Origin of the sequence: Xanthomonas axonopodis pv. maculifoliigardeniae, assembly GCF_041519315.1 — a bacterium.
In the GTDB taxonomy this organism is placed as follows: Bacteria; Pseudomonadota; Gammaproteobacteria; order Xanthomonadales; family Xanthomonadaceae; genus Xanthomonas; species Xanthomonas euvesicatoria.
Genome location: NZ_CP167998.1, coordinates 3,366,199 through 3,387,229, shown reverse-complemented (window position 1 = coordinate 3,387,229; position 21,031 = coordinate 3,366,199). Strand labels below are relative to the sequence as shown.

The window sequence follows — 21,031 nt, the reverse complement described above, 5'->3', positions numbered from 1 at the left end:
CGCGGTGGACGGAGCCGTCAACATACAAGAGACGACGCCATGCCGAGCAAATTCCCGCATCCCCGTAGGAGCGCACCCGGGCGCGATGAGGCGTTACCGATAAACGCCCTGTCGCGCACCGGTGCGCTCCTACAGTGCCATGGTGCTACAGGTCCCCGAACCGCGACTGCAGCGCCGCAATCGCCGCCAGTCCCGCCGTTTCGGTGCGCAGGATGCGTGGCCCCAGCTGCAGGCCGCTGAAGCCCGCCTCGGCAAGTAGCGCGCGATCGCGCGGCGACCAGCCGCCTTCCGGCCCGATCGCCACGACGACGTGTTGCTGGATGCTCGATGCCAACGTGCCCAGGCGATGCTCGCCCTGTGGGTCCAGCGTCAGCCGGAGCGCATGCGCGTCGCTAGCCTGCGCCGCGTCCTGCAGACCCTGCGGCGCGGCCACGCTGGGAAGACGTGCGCGCCCGGATTGCTCGCAGGCCGACACCACCACGCTGCGCCAGTGCGCCACGCGTTTTTCGGTGCGCGCCGCATCGAGCTTGACCTCGGTGCGCTCGGCGATCACCGGTACGATCGCCGCAACGCCCAGCTCGGTGGCCTTCTGCAGGATCAGATCCATCTTTTCCCCGCGCGCGATGCCTTGCATCAAGGTGATGCGCAGCGGCGATTCGTTGGAGAGCGGCTCGGCGCGTTCCACCAGCGCACGTGCATCGCGCTTGCCCGCCATGGTGATGCGTGCGTGGTAGTCGCTGCCGTCGCCGTTGAACAGGATGCAGGCATCGCCCTCGCGCAGCCGCAGTACCCGCATCAGGTGATTGGCTGACTCTTCCGGCAACGTCACTTCCTGGTCGCAGTGCAGCGGCAGCGCGACATGCGAACGGGTCAGGCGCATGCGACCGCCTCGGTGATGGCATGGCTGGTGGTGTCGGCCAACAACGCAAGCTGCGCCTCGTCCACGCAATACGGCGGCATCCAGTACAGCACGTCGCCGAGCGGGCGCAGCACCACGCCTTTCTCGAGCGCCGCGCGATACGCCTTCAGGCCGACGCGCGCGGCGGACGCAAACGGCGTGCGCTTGTCGCCGCCCTGGGTCAGCTCGAACGCCACGATCATGCCGGCCTGGCGCACGTCCGCCACGGCCGGGTGTGCGCCGATCTGCGCAGCGAGCTCGCGCATGCGCGCGGCGATGGGTTGGTTGCGCGCAATCACGTCGTCGTCTGCGAAGATCTTCAAGGTCGCCAACGCCGCCGCACATGCCAGCGGATTGCCGGTGTAGCTGTGCGAATGCAGAAACGCACGCTCGCGCGAATCGTCCAGGAACGCGTCGTACAACTGCTGCGTGGCCAGCACCGCCGACAGCGGCAGGAAGCCGCCGGTCAGCCCCTTCGACAGGCACAACAGGTCGGGCATCACGCCGGCCTGTTCGCAGGCGAACAGGGTGCCGGTACGGCCGAAGCCGGTGGCGATCTCGTCGGCGATCAAGAATGCGCCATGGGCATCGCACAATTCGCGTGCGCGGCGCAGATACGCCGGGTGGTACATGCGCATCCCGCCCGCGCATTGCACGCGCGGCTCCAGAATCAGCGCACAGATTTCGCCGGGCGAGCGTTCGAACAGTGCTTGCAACGCATCGGCTGCCTGCAGCGCATAGTCTTCGGCGCTTTGCCCCGGTTCGGCCAGGTAGGCATCGGGCGAGGGCGTGAACATTGCCTCCAGCAACAGCGGCGCATACACGCGCCGGTACAGCGGAATATCGCCCACCGATAGCGCGCCGATGGTTTCGCCGTGGTAGCCATTCTCCAGTGCAATGAACCGCGTCCGCCGGTGGTCGCCGCGATTGTGGAAGTAATGAAAGGCCATCTTCAGCGCCACCTCCACGCCCGCCGATCCGTTGTCGGCGTAGAACACCTTGGACAACGGCGCGCGCCCGGCCTGGCGTGGCGCGATCGCCAGCAACTGCTCGGCCAGTTGCACGGCCGGCGTATGCGTGAAGCCGGCCAGCATCACCTGTTCCAGTTCGCCGGCCTGGCGCGCGATGGCCGCGCCGATGCGCGGTTCGGTATGACCGAACAGGTTGGTCCACCAGCTGCTCACCGCGTCCAGATAGCGGCGGCCGTCATGGCCGACCAGCCATGCGCCTTCGCCACGCGCGATCGGCACCAGCGGCAGCGTGTGCGGGTGCTCACGCATCTGCGTGCAGGGGTGCCACACCACGCCGAGATCGCGTTGTCGCCAATGTTCGGCAGTTTGTGCGGCTGCAGGGTCTGCTAGGATTTCGGGTTCATGGACATGTCGATGCATCCGCCTATTCTATCGGCCCGCTTTGCGGCTGCGTGCGACGCATGAGCTCGCGTCTGCCGATCATCCACAAGATCACCGATCTGGGCGACGGGCCGTTCCGTCGGCAGCAGCTGGATCTGGAATTTTCCAACGGGCAGCGCCGCATCTACGAACGCCAACTCAGCCAGGGCCACGGCGCCGTGGTGGTGGTGCCGATGCTCGATGCGCAAACCGTGCTGCTGGTGCGCGAATATGCCGCCGGCGTGCATCGCTACGAGCTCGGTCTGGTCAAGGGCCGCATCGACGCCGGCGAAACACCCGAGCAGGCCGCCGACCGCGAGCTCAAGGAAGAAGCCGGCTATGGCGCACGCCAGGTACGGGTGCTGCGCGCAATGACGCTTGCTCCTACTTATATGAGTCACCAATCCTGGTTGGTGCTGGCATGCGACCTCTACCCCGAGCGCCTGGTGGGCGACGAGCCGGAAGAGATGGACGTGGTGCCGTGGCCGATCGCACGTCTGGACGAATTGATGCTGCGCGAAGATTTCTCCGAAGGCCGCTCGCTGGCCGCCTTGTTCATTGCGCGCGAGTGGCTGGAGCGCAATCCATGATCCGCATCCCGATGGAGCTGCGCGAAACCGTGATCGCCATCGCGCGCGATGCCGGCGCGGCAATCATGGAGGTCTACGCCCAGGACTTTTCGGTGGAGATCAAGGACGACGCCAGCCCGCTGACCCAGGCCGACCTGGCAGCCAACCGCGTCATCGTCGAAGGCCTGCGCCGTGTCACCCCAGATGTGCCGGTGCTGTCGGAAGAGTCTGCGCATGTGGCCTGGGAACAACGCCAGTACTGGACCAGTTACTGGTTGGTCGATCCGCTCGATGGCACCCGCGAATTCGTCAAGCGCAATGGCGAGTTCAGCGTCAACATCGCACTCATCCATATGGGTGCACCGGTGCTCGGGGTGGTGCAGGCGCCGGTCGACGGGCGGGTCTGGTATGCCGCGCGTGGCGAGAATGCCTTCCGCCGCGATGGCGACCGCGACGAAATGCTGCACACGCGCACCCCGGCCGCCACGCCATTGCGGGTGGCGGCCAGCCGTTCGCATCGCGACGCGCGTACTGCCGCCGCACTGGAGCGGATGGGCGAGATCGACGTGGTCGCGCAAGGGTCGTCGTTGAAGTTCTGCCGCATCGCCGAAGGCGATCTGGACGTGTATCCCCGCTTCGGCCCCACCTCCGAGTGGGATACCGCCGCCGGCCAGTGCGTGCTGCATGCGGCCGGTGGCGTGTTGCTGGCCGGCGCCAGCGGCAAACCGTTCCGCTACAACCGCCGCGACACCTTGCTCAACGGCGACTTCATCGCACTGGGCGACCCCAATCTGCCCTGGCGCGATTGGCTGGCCTGAGCGGCATGCGTGCCGTCTTGGCGACGGCATGGCTGCGCAAGGTCCTGACGCCCTGAAAGGTACACTCCGGTATCCCCGCACGCGCTTGCACGCGGCGGCCGTTGCGGTGTGCAACGGCCGCGTACGTCGCTTGCCTCGCGTGGGACATGCGCTGGCGGCGCACTCACTCAGAGGTTCCAGGAATACACGATGTCTCAGACCCCTTCCACCGGCGATATCCAGCAGCTGTTGCACTTGATGGCGCGTCTGCGCGATCGCGAACACGGCTGTCCCTGGGATGTACAGCAGACCTTCGCCAGCATCGCGCCGTACACCATCGAAGAAGCCTACGAGGTGGCCGATGCGATCGATCGCAACGACCTGGCTGGCCTGCGCGACGAGTTGGGCGACCTGTTGCTGCAGGTGGTCTTCCATTCGCAAATGGCGGCCGAGCAGGGAGCGTTCGGCTTCGCCGACGTGGTCGCCACGCTCAGCGACAAGCTCATACGTCGCCACCCGCATGTGTTCGCCGCGCAACCGGCGCCCGATGCGCAGGCGGTGAGCGCCAACTGGGAGCAGATCAAGCGCGAAGAGCGTCGTGCCGCTGGCAACCAGGACGACTCCGCACTTTCCGGCATCGCGCGCGGGCTGCCGGAATGGCAGCGCTCCACCAAACTGCAGTCGCGCGCGGCGCGCGTGGGTTTCGATTGGCCTGGCCCGGTGCCGGTGTTGGAAAAACTGCAGGAAGAAATCGAAGAGTTGCGCGTGGAATTCGCACGCGGCCCGGTGGCCGACAATCAGGCCCGGCTGGAAGACGAATTGGGCGATGTATTGTTTGTCTGCGCCAATCTGGCGCGCCATGCCAAGGTGGATGTCGGCGCCGCGTTGCGGCACGCCAACCTGAAATTCGAACGTCGCTTTCGTGCGATGGAAGCGCGGGCGCGTGCTGCCGGCACGTCGTTGAACGCGTTGTCGCTGGGCGAACAGGAAGCGTTATGGCAACAGGTCAAACGCGAGGAGCGCAGCGGCGATGTGCCGGCCATCGACGGTTCCGCGGGCGACGCATCGGCCTTGCACGCCCCGCTGTCCCACGCACCGCCTGTAGACAGCGCTGCCGGCAGTGACCCGTCCGTTGGCGGTGAGGCTTCCCGCAGCGCACCGGGGTATCAAACCGGCCCTGATGGCGCCGCCTCCGATACGCCCCGGCCGGCATGACGATCGCGCCGACCACGCTACTGCTGTTTGCCGCGACGGCGCTCGCCGAGTTGGTCGGTTGCTACCTGCCTTATCTCTGGCTGCGCAAAGGGGGCAGCGTGTGGCTGCTGCTGCCCACTGCGCTGAGCCTTGCCGTCTTCGTCTGGCTGTTGAGCTTGCATCCGGAAGCGAGCGGTCGCGTGTACGCGGCCTATGGCGGGGTCTACATCGCCAGCGCGTTGCTGTGGTTGTGGTGGGTGGACGGCGTGACGCCGACGCGCTGGGATCTGCTCGGCGCTGCCTGTTGCCTGCTCGGCATGGCGGTGATCATGTTCTCGCCGCGTAGCGCCTGAGCGCGTTTGCATGTGCGCGCACACGCTGATTGCCTTGCGACAGCGGCCGGGTGCAGCGGCTGCGCCCGGGCCTGCCCCGCACGTGGCCGGCGTTGGTTGCCGGGAGCGCTGAGCCATACTCACGGAAGCCGCCTTCCGCGACGCAGAAGCGCGCGAACGTCTGGCCGAAGCCGAAGCACGCACGACGCAGATGGTGTCCGGCGCCATCGCCATCGCCAGCGTGCAGGCGATCAACTATTTCGTCGCACAGAAGTATGTGGAAGCGTCCACGGCGCTGGCCACCGCGCCCAACCAGAAATTGGTGCTGATGCCGATGGAATCCAGCGGCATCATCGGTTCGATCGCCGGCGTTGCCGAGCTGGCCAAGGAGGCGGCCGGCAAGCCCGACGCGCCCGTGCGCGTACCGCCGATGCCGCCGCGCGCGGGAGCCTGTGCCATGCGCTGGGACGTGGAGGTCTGGGCAATGCTGGCGCTGCTGCTGATTGCGGCCGAGACCCTGGTGCCGGGTGCCTTCCTGCTGTGGATGGGGATCGCTGCCGCAGCGGTGTGCGTATTGGTGCTGGTGTTGCCGAACATCGCGTTGCTGTGGCAGATCGTGGCATTCGTGCTGCTCAGCATCGTCTCAGTGCAGGTGTATCGCGCCTGGTTCCGCGGCAATGGCCGCCAGAGTGATCGCCGCTGCACAATCGGCGTGCCGAGCAGTTGATCGGCCGCTGCGTGCTGCTCGATCAGGCCATCCACGATGGTCGCGGCCGCGCCAAGGTCGATGATGCGTTCTGGGTGGTGGCCGGCCCGGATCTGCCGGCCGGCACGCCGGTGCGCATCGTCGGCGCCGATGGCATGGGCTTGCTGGTGCAGCCGGCCGGTTGATGTATGCGGGCAGGGCAGGGCATTGCGGTGCCGACCTCGGCGTTGTTGCAGCGCGGCGTAGCGTCGCGCTGCGTTCGCGCCCGCAGGCGGCGCAACCACACAGCGGTATGCCGTTCCCCCAAGCGTGACAGGACGGCGATAATGGCCGTCTTTCCTTTGGAACGGCGCACATGACCCAGAAGACCATCCTCAACGACACCCATCGTGCGCTTGGCGCCAAGATGGTCGACTTCGGCGGCTGGGACATGCCGATCCACTACGGCTCGCAACTGGACGAGCACCACCAGGTGCGCCGCGACGCCGGCATGTTCGACGTCAGCCACATGACGGTGGTCGACCTGCACGGTGCGCGCGTGCGCGAGTTTCTGCGCTACCTGCTCGCCAACTCGGTGGACAAGCTCAAGGTCTCCGGCAAGGCGCTGTACACCTGCATGCTCAATCCGCAGGGCGGGGTGATCGACGACCTCATCGTCTACTACATGACGGAAGACTTCTTCCGTCTGGTGGTCAACGCCGCCACCCGCGAAAAGGACCTGCAGTGGATCGGCGAGCAGGCCGCACGCTTCGACGTGCGGGTGGAAGAGCGCAGCGACTTCGCCATGATTGCCGTGCAAGGTCCCAGCGCGCGCACCAAGGTCATCGACCTGCTCGACCCGGCCGACACCGCAGCGGCGAGCAAGCTCGGCCGTTTCGCCGCGCTGCAGACGCGTTCGCGCGATGGCATTGATTTGTTCCTTGCGCGCACTGGCTACACCGGCGAAGACGGTTTCGAGATCGTATTGCCGCAAGAGGCTGCCGTCGCATTCTGGAATGCGTTGCTCGCGCAGGGCGTCAAACCCGCAGGCCTGGGTGCACGCGACACCCTGCGTCTGGAAGCGGGCATGAATCTCTATGGGCAGGACATGGACGATGGCGTTACCCCTTACGAGGCCGGGCTGGCCTGGACGATCGCCCTGGACGAAGGACGCGACTTCATCGGTCGCAGCGTGCTCGAATATCAAAAGGCGCAGGGCGCACCGCGTCAGCTGATCGGTGTGGTGATGGACGAGAAGGGCGTGTTGCGGCATGGCCAGACCGTGCTCACCGCCAGTGGCGAAGGCGAGATCCTGTCCGGCACGTTCTCGCCCACGCTGGGCAAGGCGATCGCCTTCGCGCGCGTGCCGGCCGGCAGCATCGAGCAGCTGCGGGTGGACATCCGCGGCAAGCAGGTGCCGCTGCGCGCAGTGAAGTTTCCGTTCGTGCGCGATGGCCAGGCACAGCCCGGCGTGCTCGGCGACTGACTCGTGTAGCGCCGCGTATTGCGCGCGGCGCTGCGCCCGGGTCCGTATCCATATCGCCATCGCCCCACCGCCGTGCGTGCACCTGTCTTGTCGCGCGGTCTAAACTAGCCACCTGTCCCCAACCATCATCTTTCCCGGAGCACACCCATGAGCGAGATCCCTGGCGACCTCAAGTTCCTCAAATCCCACGAGTGGGCCCGCGTCGAAAGCAACGGTCGCGTGACCGTCGGCATTTCCGACCACGCGCAGGGCTTGCTGGGTGACCTGGTTTACGTCGAACTGCCGGGCGTCGGCGACACCGTGCAGGTCGGCAACGGCGCTGCGGTGGTGGAATCGGTCAAGGCCGCCTCCGACGTCTACAGCCCGGTCAGCGGCACCGTTGTCGAGGTCAACAGCGCGTTGAGCGACAAGCCGGAAACCATCAACGAAGACGCCTATGGCGAAGGCTGGATCTTCGTCGTCGAGATCGACGACAAGGAACAGCTCAACGACCTGCTGGACCCGGACGACTATGCCGAGCTGCTCGAAGACGACGATCACTGATCAGGTGTCGTTGCAGCCGGTATCCGATGGCCGCTCATGGAGCGGCCATTTTTTTTGAGCGCGCCTGCGTCGGTGATGCGTGCCTTGGTGCAGCGATGCGGCGCGAGCCGGCGTGCAATCGCAGTGAGGGAAGCGTCGGTCGGCCGACCGCCGACCGCGACGCCGTCGGTGGCATGTCGATGCGGTGGCTCGGCAACGATCCAACGTGCATCCGCTGCTGGCCCACCTGCACTGCGCCGGATTTCTGACGTGAGTCGTTCGTGAGGGTTTGGCGTGTGCCCGGTGAAAAAATTCTGCGCCATGGCGCCTGTCTCGATCATCGGTTGGTGCACGCGATGGATGCGGTCGTCGGTGCGCGCGGGTGCGTGCATGACGCTCTAGGCGCTCAATAAGTTTGCGCATTTCTGCTCATGCGACGCCGGAAGTGCAGCCGTTGGATAAAAAATTTTCAGCTGGCGGACAGGCGGCAAGCAATGCCATCGCATCGGCTTGACCGCCGTGCCGTCCAAGCGCCCAGGCAGGCACGCAAACGCGCGACACAAAAAAAACAGCGGAAAAGAAGCGCTTTTTTGACAACGCTGTTGGGTGAGCGCGCTTCTCGCTTGGACGAGTATGTGCAGACGCGGGGTGATTGGCTGGCGTGGACATGGCACGCAGCGATGGTGGGCAAAAAAAAAATTGCAAAAGAGTGTTGACAGTAAAAAAAAGCGTGATTAGGTTTCGCCCAGCAGACATTGCTGCGGAAGAGAGTGAGCAGAATCGACATCGCGCCGACAAGCTTGTTCCGGATGTCCACCGAAGCGCTAATCACGGTGGAGTCGGGTCCGCTTCTCTCCAAGAAAGCAGTTGTCGTTCCGACTACGCACCCGTGTCGCCGTTCGATGCGGGTGTTTCTGTATCCGTTCCGTCGCGCATCATCTGCGGACGGTTCCCGACGACGGCATGCCGTCGCGGGGTTTGGTTCAACTGGGCGTTTCACCTCCATAGTTCACTGACGAGGAGCCAATTACATGGCCACTGCAAAAGCTGCGAAAAAGAAACCCACTGCCAAAAAGGCAGTGAAGAAGACTGCCGCCAAGAAGGCAGTCAAGAAGGTCGCCAAAAAGGCAACCGCCAAGAAGGCAGTGAAGAAGACTGCTGCCAAGAAGGCCGTCAAGAAGACTGCAAAGAAGGCAACCGCCAAGAAGGCAGTCAAGAAGACTGCGAAGAAGGCAACCAAGAAGACTGCCGCCAAGAAGGCAGTGAAGAAGACTGCAAAGAAGGCGACCAAGAAGACGGCCGCCAAGAAGACCGCCAAGAAGGCCGTCAAGAAGACCGCCAAAAAGGCAGTCGCGAAGAAGGCGACCAAGAAGTCCGCCACTAAGAAGAGCGCTGCCAAGAAGCCTGCCGTGAAGAAGGTCGCCAAGAAGAAGCCGGCCGTTCGCAAGAAGAAGGCCGCTCCGGTCGCGCTGCCCGCAACCCCGGCACCGCTGATCTGATCTTGTAATACCCGATCGCCGTAAACATCGAGCTCTCTCCCCGACGCCCAGCGGGGAGGGAGCTTTTTTATGTGCCTGGCACTGGCGTGGTCGGTGCCAGGCTGCGCGTTGCCAGTCTGCAAACGGTGTAGCTGTTGCGGCCGAGCAACGTCGCTGATTCAAGTTCGCGGCATCGAGGCGCCAGACGCGCATGCCGGTCGGCAGTGCAGACGTCGCCGCGCGATCATTCTGGCTCTGCCGGCCAACCTGGACAGTTGTCGGTCCTTCGCGCGAGGGCACGACAGCACGCCGCCGCTGCCTGACTTGATGGTGGGCCGGCAATGCAGCAGGTCGCAGAGCAAGATCATGCGGCGGACCAAGCCAGGAGATTCCAGAGCCAACCGTTCGGGCTCGCCACGTCGGCACGCCGAACAGATCGGCTCAGTCTCAGCGTTGGTGGCAATGGGCGTTACGCCAGCCAAAGAATTCGGGCATAGCGTGCAATCACGGCCTTGCTCTTGCGCGCCCGGCAGGCATGCCATCGGCGAGCCGCCCAACGCGCATTGGAAACACAGAAACAGCAAAGGCGGCCGAAGCCGCCTTTGCCTACGTCACCGACACGAGGTCAGTGCACGACGTCCACTCAGCGCGGCGAGGCCACCGACTTGCCGGAAGACGCGCCCTTGCCAGCCGGGTCGGGCTTTTCTGCCAGCATGTTTTCGCTGCCGAAGTCGCCATCCACATCGATGTCCAGCCAGCGCTTGGCCGGCAGGCCAAGCGCGCGGTCCAGGATGGTCGGCAGCATGCCCGAGGGCAGGCCGCTTTCGCCGTTCCACAGGATCGCAACACCCAGGTCGCGCTCCGGCAGCAGTGCGACCAAGCCGCGATAACCCTGCACCGCGCCGGCATGGAACACCACTTGATGGCCGGCGTAGTCGAACACGCGCCAGCCCAGCGCATAGCTGGCCGCATCCACGCGCTCGTGGCGCCAGCCCGAACGCATTTCGCCCGGCGTGGAGATCAGCGGCGCGTGCAGCGTCGCCAGCAGCGGTGCAGGCAGCACGTCGGTGCGATGGCCGGTGTGCGCGAGCAGCCACTGCGCCATGTCACTGGCGCTGGCGTTGACGCCCGCAGCGGGCGCCAGACGGTAGTAGGTGGGCTTGGGCGTCAGCGAGACCCAGCCATTGCGGCTGCGCACATGCGGACGTGCCCAGTGCGGGCTCGCCTGGATACCGGCCAGCCCCATGCTGGCGTCGTTCATGCCCAGCGGCTTGAAGATGCGACGCTCTACCGATTGCTCGTAGAAGCTGCCCGATGCGGCGAACACCACATCGCCAACCAGGCTGAAGGCGACGTTTTGATACGCGTAGCAATCGCCCGGTGCGCAACGCAGCGGCGCAGCAGCCAGCTTATGGCTGAGCGAGTAGTAATCGACGTTGGATTCGATATCGCGGTCGTAGGCGTTGCGGGTCAGGCCGACGCGATGGCTGAGCACTTCGGCCACGGTGAGTTGACGGGTGGCGGCGTTGTCGCTGAGCTGGAAGCCCGGCACATAGTCGACCACCTTGCTGTCCCAGCGCAGCACGCCATCGTTGACCAGTAGGCCGGCCATGGTGCCGGCGAAGGCTTTGGACAGCGAAGCCAGGCGAAACACCGTGTGGCCATCGACCGGCTGCGGATGATTGACATCGGTGACGCCATAGCCGCGCGCGCTGAGCACCTTGCCGCCCTGCACGATGGCCATCGCCATGCCGGGCACCCGGTTGCCGTAGGTCAGCTGGTCCGCCATCGATTCGAATGCCGCCACATCGAAACCGGCAGCAGGTGCCAACACTTGGTTGGCCGGCAGCGAGGTGCGATAGGGCAGCGGTGCGGTGGGCGACTGCGCCACAGTGGCCGCCTGCAATGCAGTAGCGGTGAGCGCGGGTGTCTGCGCGGTGGAAGAGAGGGCCAGGGGCAACAACGCCCCGAACAGCCCGATAGCCAACGGTCGGAACCGTCGGCGCGTGCGCATTTCTGTCATGGTTGTCCCGCCTGTTCCGCTGCCTCCGGCGATTCTAGCGCCGCGCTTTGCAATAGCACAAACTGCCGGAAGATGAATGGGCATCACATTGATCCTATTGATGATTTTAGATTCAGAATTCGAGTATTCCGGTGCCGCCGACGCGTTGCCACGCGCTGGTGCGATACAAGAAGCAAGCAGCGTGCTGGCGCGGAGGGCACCCGGGCCGCAGGCTCCTGCGACTGGTCGCTGGTGGCGCTGCCTCGCATCGGCTAACTTGCGCGCTTCTTTCACAGGTGCTGCCGTTGCCATGTTTTTTCTGTCGGGCCCGCCTGTGCGAGCGGCCGTTACCCCATGACCAGCCCCTCTGCGCCGCGATCTGCGGCTGGCCGTTTGAGCGCGGCACTGCGTAGCTCGCCACCATTGGCATGGTCGTTTCTTTACTTTTTCTGTCTGCTCAGCGGTTACTACGTGTTGCGCCCGGTGCGCGAAGCGATGGGCGCCTCGGCCGACGTAGAGGCGCTCTTTCCCACTGGCATGATCGGGTTCTTCGCCGCGCACGGTGTGCCCTTGAAGGAGTTCACGCTGCAGGTGCTGTTTACCTGCACCTTCCTGATCATGGTGCTGCTGCAACCGGTCTACGGCGCTTTGGTCAGCCGCTATCCGCGGCGGGTGTTCCTGCCGGGGGTGTATGGCTTCTTCATCGCCACCCTGCTGCTGTTCTACGTGCTGTTCGACACCGGCGTGCCGGGCCGTGGCATGGCGTTCTTTTTGTGGGTGACCGTCTTCAACCTGTTTGCGGTGGCGGTGTTCTGGAGTTTCATGGCCGATGTCTTCAGCAATGCCCAAGCGCGCAGCTACTACGGCTATATCGGCGCGGCAGGCACGCTGGGTGCGTTTCTGGGCCCGGTCCTGACGCGCGTACTGGTCGAACGTATCGGCATCGCACATCTGATGTTGGTGTCGGCCGGGTTCCTGGCGGTATGCGTGCTCTGCGTGCTGCGCTTGCGGCTGTGGGCCGTTGCGCGCGAACAGGAGGGCCAGCTGAGCTCCGGCGAAGTGCCCATGGGCGGCGATGTGCTCGGCGGCCTCAAGCTGATCGTGCGTGAACCGCTGTTGCGCTGGCTGGCCTTCATGGTGTTGTTCGGCGTGGGCGTGGGGACCTTGCTCTACAACGAACAGGCGGCGCTGGTGCGGCGGCTTTACACCGATGCAGCGGCGGCCACCGCCTATTACTCCAGCATCGACCTGGCGATCAATGCGCTCGCGCTGGTGCTGCAGCTGCTGGTGACGCGCGCGTTGCTGTCGCGCTTTGGTATCGCGCCGGCGTTGTTGATCCCGGGTGTGGCCATCATGCTGGGCTATGCGGCGTTGGCGGCGTCGCCGTTGCCACTAATGATTGCGATCGTGCAGGTGATTACCCGCTCCAGCGAATTCGCACTGGCCAAGCCCGCGCGCGAAACGCTGTACACACGGGTAAATCGCGAGTGGCGCTACAAGGCCGGCGCCGCGATCGATACGGTGGTTTATCGCGGTGGCGATCTCACCTTCGTTTGGGTGCACAAGCTGGTCTCTGCGTTCGGCTCCAGCGCGGTGTTCGGCGTCGGCCTGGTCGTGGCGACCGGCATGACGGTCGGTGCGTTCGGCCTGTTGCGGCAAGCGCGCAAGCTACCCGCCGAGCGCGACGTGGAGACGGACAAGCGCGTTTCCGACTAAGCACCGCGACAGCACATGCGCAGATGCAGCTTGGCGCTCGGCATCGACCAGGCAGGGGGCCTGCGTCTCACACTGGCAGCGCCAGAAGCGCAGGCGCCAGCCCGGTAGTGCAGGTGTGCCGAACAGAACGACCGCAATCGCGGCTATGCTGGCGGCACCATTTTCCGAGGCGGTCTGCCATGTCCCTGTTCGCCATCATTGCCGGCCTGTGCATCGCACTGCTGCACGTCTACATCCTGGTATTGGAAATGGTGCTGTGGACGCACCCGCTGGGTTTGAAGACCTTCCGCAATAGCTTTGAGAAGGCGCAGGCCACCCGCGTGCTCGCGGCCAACCAGGGGCTTTACAACGGCTTTCTGGCCGCTGGCCTGTTTTGGGGCGCACTGGCCGCCCGCGCCGACGTGCTGAGCTTCTTCCTGGTCTGCGTGGTCGTGGCAGGTTGCTACGGCGCCTACAGCGTCAACCGCCGCATCTTCTTCGTGCAGGCGCTGCCGGCGTTGATCGCCTTGGCGCTGGTGTGGCTGCCGTTCTGATCCGGTTGCGGTAGTTGTCCGCTGCACGCAGGAGTGGGGCACTGCTGCGATGAGCTCTTCGTAGCCTCAGCGCCTGACTGCCTCAAGTGCACGACTTGCGCGCGCGTTCGGCCCCTGACACCCGCTCATTCGATGGCCGCCAACTGCGCGGCGTCGCTCACACATGCGTGCTGTCGAAAACTGCATCTGATCAGGTCTGCAGGCAGCATGCCGGAGACAACACCCATCTCCACAAACAACAACGGCGGGCCGAAGCCCGCCGTCGTCCATTCTCGCCCAAGCTTGACGCCTTACGCGGCTTCGCGCGGCTGTTGCGCCTGCGGCTTGTCGTAGAAACTGGCCGCACGCAACTCATGCGGATCGAAGTCGTCCACGGTGATGGTGTCCATCATGATCTCGCGCAGCTCTTCCAGCAGCTTGCGCTCTTCCAAGCTGATCACGCCTTCGGCCACGGCTTCGTCCAGCTGCGCCGGGAAATCCAGCGCTTCGATGCCCTTGGTCTTGAGCGCCTTCAGGAACTTGCGCTCCACCGGCTCGGCCATCACCGCCTTGGTCAGGTAGCTGGCAATACGACCGCCCGGATTGTTGGCGCACGGCGTCAGGAACACGCCCTTGGCCAGACGGTCACGCGCCTCGTTGGGCGTCATCAACAGCGAAGCAACGCGATGGCCGAGGCGATCGCCAGGCGCTTCGGCGCGACGGCCGAGCGGGAAGATCAACACCCACATCAACCAGCCCACCGGGCGGATCGGGAAGTTGCGTAGCGCCGCCGACAGCGCGGTTTCGATCTTGTGCACGCTGTCGTGGAAAGCCCAGGCCAGCAGCGGCTGGTCGCTCGCCGGCGCGCCTTCGTCGTGATAACGCTTGAGGATCGCGCTGGTCATGTAGATATGGCTCAGCACATCGCCCAGGCGACCGGACAGCGACTCCTTGAACTTCAACTTGCCGCCCAGCATCAGCATCGACACGTCTGCCATCAAGGCCAGATTGGCCGAATAGCGATCCAGCTTGCGGAAGAACCGACGGGTATACGCATCGCCCGGCGCCGCACCGATGCGCGCACCGGTCAGACCGAACCAGAACGAGCGCACGGCGTTGGAAATACCGAAGCGGATATGACCGAACAGGCTCTGGTCGAACTGCTCCAGGCCACGACGGGTATCGGGATCCTGTGCGGCCTGCATCTCCTTCAACACCCACGGATGGCACAGGATGGCGCCCTGGCCGAAGATCAGCAGGCTGCGGGTCATGATGTTGGCGCCTTCCACGGTCACGCCGATCGGCGCGGCCTGCCAGGCGCGGCCTGCAAAGTTGCGCGGCCCCAGGATGATGCCCTTGCCGCCGATCACGTCCATCATGTCGCTGACCACTTCGCGGCCCATGGTGGTGCAGTGGTACTTGGCGATCGCCGACGGCACCGACGGCACGTCGCCGCGATCCACCGCCGCGGCCGTGGCCTGCGACAGCGCACTGATCGCATAGGCCTTGCCGCCGATCCGGGCCAGCGCTTCTTCCACGCCCTCGAAACGACCCACCGACAATCCGAACTGCTTGCGGATCCGCGCATACGCACCGGTGACCACCGCCGCGGCCTTGCTACCGCCGCTGGCGGTGGAGGGCAGGGTGATCGAGCGACCGACAGCCAGACACTCGTTGAGCATGTTCCAGCCCTTGCCCACCATCTCCACGCCACCAATCAGCTGGCTCAGCGGGATGAACACCTCTTCGCCATGGATCGGGCCGTTCTGGAACGGCGAATTCAACGGGAAGTGGCGACGGCCGATTTCCACGCCCGGGGTTTCGCGCGGCAGCAGCGCCAGGGTGATGCCGATATCCTTCTTGTCGCCGATCAGACCATCCGGATCGTAGGCGCGGAACGCCAGGCCGATCAGCGAGGCGACCGGTGCCAGGGTGATATAGCGCTTGTCGAAGGTCAGCTTGACGCCCAGCACATTGGCGCCATTCCACTCGCCCTTGCAGACGATGCCGTAGTCCGGAATCGAGGTGGCATCGGAGCCGGCGAACGGACCGGTCAGGCCGAAGCACGGCACTTCCGCACCGACCGCCAACCGCGGCAGGTAATAGTCCTTCTGTTCCGGGGTGCCGTAGTGCAGCAGCAGCTCACCGGGGCCGAGCGAGTTGGGCACGCCCACGGTGGAGCTGACCACGCTGGAGATCGAGGACAGCTTCTGGATCACCTTGTGGTGCGCCAGCGCGCTGAAACCCAGGCCGCCGTATTGCTTGGGAATGATCATGCCGAAGAACTTGTTCTTCTTGATGAAATCCCACAGCTCCGGCGGCAGGTCGGCGTGGACGTGGGTGATTTCCCAGTCGTTGATCATCTTGCACAACTCTTCCACCGGGCCATCCAGGAAGGCCTGCTCTTCGGCGGTGAGTTGCGGCTTGGGATAGTTCAGCAGCTTCTGCCAATCCGGGTCACCGGTGAACAGCTCGCCTTCGAAACCGACCGAGCCGGTCTCCAGTGCAATGCGCTCGGTCTGCGACAGCGGCGGCAGCACCTTACGGAAGAAGCCCATCAGCGGCGTGGTCAGCAGCGGCTTGCGCAGGAACGGCAGCAGCACCGGTGCGGACACCAGCACCACCAGCGCGGCGGCCACGAGGGTGGCGGTGAGATTGGCACCCAGCAGCCAGCACGCCACCAGCACACAGGCGCTGATCGCAACCCACGTGGCAAGGCGCATCCGGTGATAGGCAGCGATACCCGCCGCCAGGATGACGAGGAGGAACGGTGCAATGATGCTCATGGTCTTGCTCCAGTGACATGCTCGGTAGTGTTGGACGCTGCGATGGTGCAAGCCGCCGGCAGTGCGTCCAGATAATGCAACACGGTGGCGGTAAACGTGGTGTTGTCGTCGCCTGCCAGCATGTGCGTGGCATCAGGCAGATGCACATGCTGCGCATGCGGCGCGATGGAGAGGAATTCGGCGATGTTGGCTGGCGTCACAAGATCGCTGCGTCCGCCGCTGATGAGCAGCATCGGGCAACGCACCTGTGCTGCCGCCTCCAGCAATGCATGCTGCTGGAGCTGGGCGTCCTGGCCGGCCAGCTCGTCGACCAGGCGCGGATCCCAGTGCCAATGCCAACGCCCGTCGGCACGTTGCCGCAGCAATGCCTGCAGTTGGCCCGGCGTTTTGCGCGCCCGATGCGGCAGGTAGACGGCAATCGCATCTGCGGCCGCATCCAGCGATGCAAAGCCGTCCGGATGCGCGGTCATGAAGCGCAGGATGCGCTCCACACCCGTAGTGTCCCAGCGTGGCGTGATGTCGACCAGCACGATGGCACGAAACAGGCCGGGCCAGCGCGCTTCGGCCAGTAGCCCGAACAAGCCCCCCATCGACGCAGCAACCAGCACCGGTGGCTCGGGCTGCTCGCCGGCCATCACGATCAGATCGTCGGTGAACTGCGTTGCCGAGTAGGGGTGATCCGCCGCATTGGCGCTGGAATCGCCATGCCCGCGCGCGTCGTACGACAGGGTGCGGTAGCCCCTGTCAGCCAGCGTCGCGGCAGTGGCGTCCCAGGCATGTCGGGTCTGTCCAAAGCCATGTGCGAACAGTACCGACGGCGCGTGTTCGGCACCCCGCATCGACACCGCGAGCACTGCGTCGCCAGCGTTGACGCTGGACAGGGACGCAGTGGAGGCGAGGCTAGCGGGTGAGATGACCATACTTAATGGTATGGATGCACGATGGCGACTGTCAATACTCAATCGTATGGACGGTTAAGCCACTGAATCATGGCGCTGATATGTCAATTTCGTGATGCATACTGCAACTGACACAAGCGTATGGTTAAATCGCGGCATGAACGACACCATCGACTCCAGCCTCACCACGCCCCGCGCCAGCTCCGGTCGCGGCAATCGCCTCAGCGCGGACGATTGGGCACAGGCCGCGCTCGACCTGATCGCCGAACAAGGGGTGGGCGCGGTTGCAGTCGAGCCGCTGGCGCGCCGGCTCGGCGTCACCAAAGGCAGCTTCTACTGGCACTTCCCCTCGCGCGACGCTCTGCTGCAGGCGGCCCTTGAGCGCTGGGAAATCTTCGAGCAAAAAGAAGTGTTCGGCAGCCTGGAAGACGTACCCGACCCCAGCGCTCGCCTGCGCGCGTTGTTTCAGCTGGTTGCCCACGAAGTCAAACCGCACGTCATCTATAGCGAACTGCTCAAGGCACTCGACCACCCGGCCGTGCGCCCGGTCATCGACCGCGTTTCGCAACGTCGCCTCGATTACCTGATCGCCTCGTTCCGCCAAGCCGGCCTGACCCGCACCGACGCCCAGCACCGCGCTCGCCTGGCCTACGCCGCCTATGTCGGCTTCCTGCAACTCTCGCTGCAATTGCAACAGCCCAAGCCGGCCCGGGAAGATTTCGAAGCCTACGTCGAGCATGTGATCCAGACGTTGATTCCGGGGTGAGCTATTGGGCGTGCGTAGCAGCGCCAGCGAGATGTCTGACAGTGAGGACTAACGAAAAGGCCGCGATTCTTTCGAATCGCGGCCTTTTGATACTGACTTTTTCTAAACCAATTATCAGAACTTCTGGGTGTAGCGCATGTAATAGAAGCGACCCGGGATTTCGTACTGCGGATCGAAGCTATTTGCAAACGCCGTAGCAGATTGCGGCGGATCCCGATCAAACGCGTTGTTGACGCCGACCGTGACACGCGCATTCCATGGCGCCTTCCAGTACGCACTGATATCGGTATAGGTCACGCTCGGGATGTGGTTGCGAGGTGCTGCACCTGCACTGGTGACACGATTCGGATCCGAGCAGAGCAGGCCAATGTTGACCGGGTTGCTGACGTTGGCGCCGATGCAGTTTTCGACCTGCGAGCTGTAGTAACGCATCGCCACAGAGCTGCCGATGTCGCCCAATTCCCAGTTGGCCATCAGGTTAGAGCGGATGCGCCAGTTATTGTCCTGCGCCGAGCCGCCCCGATACAGGCCAACGCGGGTTTCCGGATCCTGGAGCGGCTTCTCAACCACGAACTTGCTGAGGTAGGTCGAATCCCACACGAAACTGAAATTGCCCCAGGCCGTATCAGGCAGGCGGTAACCAATCGTCAGGTCGTAGCCTTCTGCTTCGATCCTGGCGATGTTGTTCGGGACCGCCAGCAGGTTCGAAATTTCACCGGTGGCTTCACGCTGGATGAGAGAGCAGGCGTTCGCCACGCCAGCCAAGTAGCAGCTGTTGAGCGTTTCCTGCACGGTTTGAGTGTCGATCGCATCTTCGATCTGAATGTTCCACCAATCGAGCGAAACATCCAGGCCGGTCACCCAGCCCGGGCTGAAAACGAAGCCCAACGTCTTGGAGGTGGACGTTTCAGGCTTCAAACGCTGGTTGCCACCCGTCGCGGTACGGACCTGCGGGTTCGCCTGCGCGTAGGCCGGCACCGAGCCGCAAGACCCAGGACGCGAGGTATTCACTGCGCCAGTATCGTACGAGCCTGCGCAAGGATCGCGGACGTCCTCGAACGTATCGCTGACGCCCTGGAACAGTTCGCTGATCGAAGGTGCACGGAAGCCTTGCGACCAGTTACCGCGGATCATCAAGTCAGTGATCGGCTTCCAGCGGAAACCGAACTTGCTGTTGGTGGTGTCGCCGAAGTTGCTGTAGTCCGAATAACGGGTAGCCAGGCTGAAATCCAGCAGCTGAGCGCCCGGCAGATCGGCGAGAAGCGGCACGGCCAATTCAAGATAGGCTTCGTCGAGCTTGTAACCACCACTGGTGGCGGTGCGCGCGTTGCCGGTGGTATCGCCGGAATTGATCAGCGCATCCGGATCGTCGAAACCGGATTCTTCGCGGTGCTCGACACCCAGCGAGAAAGCGAACGCGCCTCCCTGCATATCGAAGAGTTCGCCGCCGACGTTGCCGTAGTAGGTCTTCTGCTCGTAGCCATAAAGGTCATGGGCATTGAAGCCGGCATACCGCAGCATTTCCGGAGTGAGCGACCCGGGCCCGTGGAGCATGTCCATCGGGACGCAGCCATCGATGGTGTTTGCTGCAGTGCCGCAGCGCGCTGCACCGGAGGCGTCGATGAACGACGGACCGAGGGCGTTACGCAGCGCAGAAATATTGAACAGGCCGGTGGTGCGCTCGGTCTGGTCGTTCTTGCCGTAGAACATGCCTGCTTCCCAACTGAAGAAGCGCTGGCCAACTTCAAAGTCGCCTTCGAATGCACCGTTGAAGCCGAACGTTTTTACGTTCTGGGTGAAGATACGGCCGCCGGTTTCCTCGGCGCGATACTGGATGTAGTCGATATCGCGGCCGGTGTTGTTGTAGATGTTTGCAGCCGAAATGACGATGTCAGCACCGTTGGTGCCGGGCGCCGAACGACCGAGAACGATCGGCATCGGTGCAAGCACCTGCGTCGATTCGCGTTCGTTATAAGTAACAGTCGTCTTGAAACGGACATTGTCGGTGATCGACAGGCCAGCGTCAGCGAAGACCGACTTGCGCTCCTGCGGCGTCACCAAGTAGTTCGCGGGTGCGAAGTTGTAGCTGTCGGCCGCGGTGTAGTTGCGCGAGGTGGTGCCACCATCGGTGGTGATCGAGAAGCCGGGCGTGCCATTGAAGCGGGTTGAGCCGAATGTCGGTGCGCCGGTAGTCGGGTCCGGACCAGTCGATCCGAAAATGCCAAAACGTCCACCCGGAATGGTCGTGCTGTTGCCGGTACGGGGCACAGCGCCAAACACCGGGACGGAGGAGATCTCGCGATTGCCTGCCCAAACCGGCTCTTCCTTGACGTAACCCACGCCCAGGGTGGCGTGCCAACGGTCGCCAGTCGAGCCGATCGTGAAGTCGTAGGATTCGCGGCTGCCATCACCCTTGTCGTACTGACCAAAATAGGCGTTGGCTTCCGCGCCATCGAAATTCTGGCGCAGGATGATGTTGACGACGCCGGCGATGGCGTCCGAACCATAGATGGTGGAGGCGCCGTCCTTCAGGACTTCGATGCGCTCGACGGCAGCAGTCGGAATCGTGTTGAGGTCGACCGCGCCGCCCAGGCCCGTGCCACCAACCCAGCGGCGACCATTGACCAGCACCAGGGTGCGGTTGGAGCCGAGGTTGCGCAGGTTGACGCGGGTTTCGCCGTTGCCACCATTGTTGACGTTAGTGTTGAGCGCGGAACCATTGGTTGCGATGTTCTGGATCACATCGCCGATCGAGGTCAAGCCCTGCGACTCGATCTGCTGACGGCTCATGCTGAAGACCGGCTGCGATGTTTCGACGTCGGCGCGCTTAATGCGCGAACCCGTCACTTCGATCTTGTCGAGGTTGGTGGTGCCGGCTTCCTGGGCGATGGCGGTGCCGGTACCGCCCACACCCACGACGAGCGCGAGGACAACTGCATCGCGCAGCTTGTTGGACTTGCAATTCATTAGCTCTCTCTCCAAGTGATCTTGGGTACTG

17 protein-coding genes and 2 pseudogenes are annotated in these 21,031 nt (G+C 64.1%); 12 read left to right on the top strand and 7 right to left on the bottom strand.

Annotated elements, in window-relative coordinates; genetic code table 11:
* Window positions 1-145 precede the first annotated feature (145 nt).
* Window positions 146-880 (bottom strand): 16S rRNA (uracil(1498)-N(3))-methyltransferase, encoded by a 735-nt coding sequence (locus ACDH77_RS14665; RefSeq protein WP_031423698.1) that lies wholly within the window; start codon window positions 878-880, stop codon window positions 146-148.
* Entirely contained in the window at window positions 871-2,289 is a 1,419-nt protein-coding gene (gene bioA, locus ACDH77_RS14660; protein WP_031423696.1) for an adenosylmethionine--8-amino-7-oxononanoate transaminase, read from the bottom strand. The genes ACDH77_RS14665 and bioA overlap by 10 nt, the downstream gene beginning before the upstream one ends.
* A gap of 41 nt (window positions 2,290-2,330) precedes the next feature.
* On the opposite strand from bioA, the gene nudE reads away from it, so the two are divergent.
* The 8 genes and pseudogenes from nudE (at window position 2,331) to gcvH (ending at window position 7,895) form a co-directional block, all read left to right on the top strand.
* Window positions 2,331-2,879, top strand: a complete 549-nt coding sequence (gene nudE, locus ACDH77_RS14655) for an ADP compounds hydrolase NudE (RefSeq protein ID WP_031423695.1) — start codon at window positions 2,331-2,333, stop codon at window positions 2,877-2,879.
* Window positions 2,876-3,676, top strand: coding sequence for a 3'(2'),5'-bisphosphate nucleotidase CysQ (gene cysQ / locus ACDH77_RS14650; RefSeq protein ID WP_008572065.1), 801 nt, complete (start codon window positions 2,876-2,878; stop codon window positions 3,674-3,676). Before nudE ends, cysQ begins: the two co-directional genes overlap by 4 nt.
* A 189-nt stretch (window positions 3,677-3,865) precedes the next feature.
* On the top strand, window positions 3,866-4,870 hold the full coding sequence (mazG, locus tag ACDH77_RS14645; protein WP_029819958.1) for a nucleoside triphosphate pyrophosphohydrolase: 1,005 nt from the start codon (window positions 3,866-3,868) through the stop codon (window positions 4,868-4,870).
* On the top strand, window positions 4,867-5,202 hold the full coding sequence (locus ACDH77_RS14640) for a YnfA family protein (protein ID WP_008572067.1): 336 nt from the start codon (window positions 4,867-4,869) through the stop codon (window positions 5,200-5,202). The genes mazG and ACDH77_RS14640 overlap by 4 nt, the downstream gene beginning before the upstream one ends.
* Before the next feature lie 124 nt (window positions 5,203-5,326).
* Window positions 5,327-5,632: pseudogene (locus tag ACDH77_RS14635) on the top strand (SPFH/Band 7/PHB domain protein); the annotation flags it as partial.
* Window positions 5,633-5,638: 6 nt separating this feature from the next.
* Window positions 5,639-6,072: pseudogene (locus ACDH77_RS14630) on the top strand (NfeD family protein).
* Window positions 6,073-6,242: 170 nt separating this feature from the next.
* Complete coding sequence (gene gcvT, locus ACDH77_RS14625) at window positions 6,243-7,352, top strand: glycine cleavage system aminomethyltransferase GcvT (RefSeq protein ID WP_008572070.1); 1,110 nt, start codon at window positions 6,243-6,245, stop codon at window positions 7,350-7,352.
* Between the two features lie 147 nt (window positions 7,353-7,499).
* Window positions 7,500-7,895: a glycine cleavage system protein GcvH gene (gcvH, locus tag ACDH77_RS14620; protein ID WP_003482419.1), complete on the top strand. Its 396-nt coding sequence runs from the start codon at window positions 7,500-7,502 to the stop codon at window positions 7,893-7,895.
* Here gcvH and ACDH77_RS14615 read toward each other — a convergent pair.
* On the bottom strand, window positions 7,889-8,266 hold the full coding sequence (locus ACDH77_RS14615) for a hypothetical protein (RefSeq protein ID WP_109290802.1): 378 nt from the start codon (window positions 8,264-8,266) through the stop codon (window positions 7,889-7,891). The two genes, gcvH and ACDH77_RS14615, sit on opposite strands and share 7 nt — an antisense overlap.
* A gap of 639 nt (window positions 8,267-8,905) precedes the next feature.
* On the opposite strand from ACDH77_RS14615, the gene ACDH77_RS14610 reads away from it, so the two are divergent.
* Window positions 8,906-9,373, top strand: a complete 468-nt coding sequence (locus ACDH77_RS14610; RefSeq protein ID WP_008572071.1) for a hypothetical protein — start codon at window positions 8,906-8,908, stop codon at window positions 9,371-9,373.
* Between the two features lie 622 nt (window positions 9,374-9,995).
* On the opposite strand, the gene ACDH77_RS14605 is transcribed toward ACDH77_RS14610, so the two are convergent.
* Window positions 9,996-11,339 (bottom strand): serine hydrolase domain-containing protein, encoded by a 1,344-nt coding sequence (locus ACDH77_RS14605; protein ID WP_014090748.1) that lies wholly within the window; start codon window positions 11,337-11,339, stop codon window positions 9,996-9,998.
* Between the two features lie 369 nt (window positions 11,340-11,708).
* On the opposite strand from ACDH77_RS14605, the gene ACDH77_RS14600 reads away from it, so the two are divergent.
* Window positions 11,709-13,070, top strand: coding sequence for an NTP/NDP exchange transporter (locus ACDH77_RS14600; protein WP_031423689.1), 1,362 nt, complete (start codon window positions 11,709-11,711; stop codon window positions 13,068-13,070).
* Between the two features lie 179 nt (window positions 13,071-13,249).
* The gene (locus tag ACDH77_RS14595) at window positions 13,250-13,603 is read left to right on the top strand and encodes a DUF1304 domain-containing protein (protein WP_008572074.1); all 354 of its coding nucleotides are present in this window, start codon (window positions 13,250-13,252) and stop codon (window positions 13,601-13,603) included.
* Window positions 13,604-13,893: 290 nt separating this feature from the next.
* Here ACDH77_RS14595 and ACDH77_RS14590 read toward each other — a convergent pair whose 3' ends face one another.
* Window positions 13,894-16,368: an acyl-CoA dehydrogenase gene (locus tag ACDH77_RS14590; protein ID WP_008572075.1), complete on the bottom strand. Its 2,475-nt coding sequence runs from the start codon at window positions 16,366-16,368 to the stop codon at window positions 13,894-13,896.
* A complete protein-coding gene (locus tag ACDH77_RS14585) occupies window positions 16,365-17,288 on the bottom strand; it encodes an alpha/beta fold hydrolase (RefSeq protein ID WP_218488502.1) in 924 nt (307 codons plus the stop codon). The genes ACDH77_RS14590 and ACDH77_RS14585 overlap by 4 nt, the downstream gene beginning before the upstream one ends.
* Window positions 17,289-17,424: 136 nt before the next feature.
* Between ACDH77_RS14585 and ACDH77_RS14580 the strand changes: the two genes are divergently transcribed.
* Complete coding sequence (locus tag ACDH77_RS14580; protein WP_003482399.1) at window positions 17,425-18,033, top strand: TetR/AcrR family transcriptional regulator; 609 nt, start codon at window positions 17,425-17,427, stop codon at window positions 18,031-18,033.
* Between the two features lie 114 nt (window positions 18,034-18,147).
* Here ACDH77_RS14580 and ACDH77_RS14575 read toward each other — a convergent pair whose 3' ends face one another.
* Window positions 18,148-21,000: a TonB-dependent receptor domain-containing protein gene (locus ACDH77_RS14575; protein ID WP_071118557.1), complete on the bottom strand. Its 2,853-nt coding sequence runs from the start codon at window positions 20,998-21,000 to the stop codon at window positions 18,148-18,150.
* Window positions 21,001-21,031 lie beyond the last annotated feature (31 nt).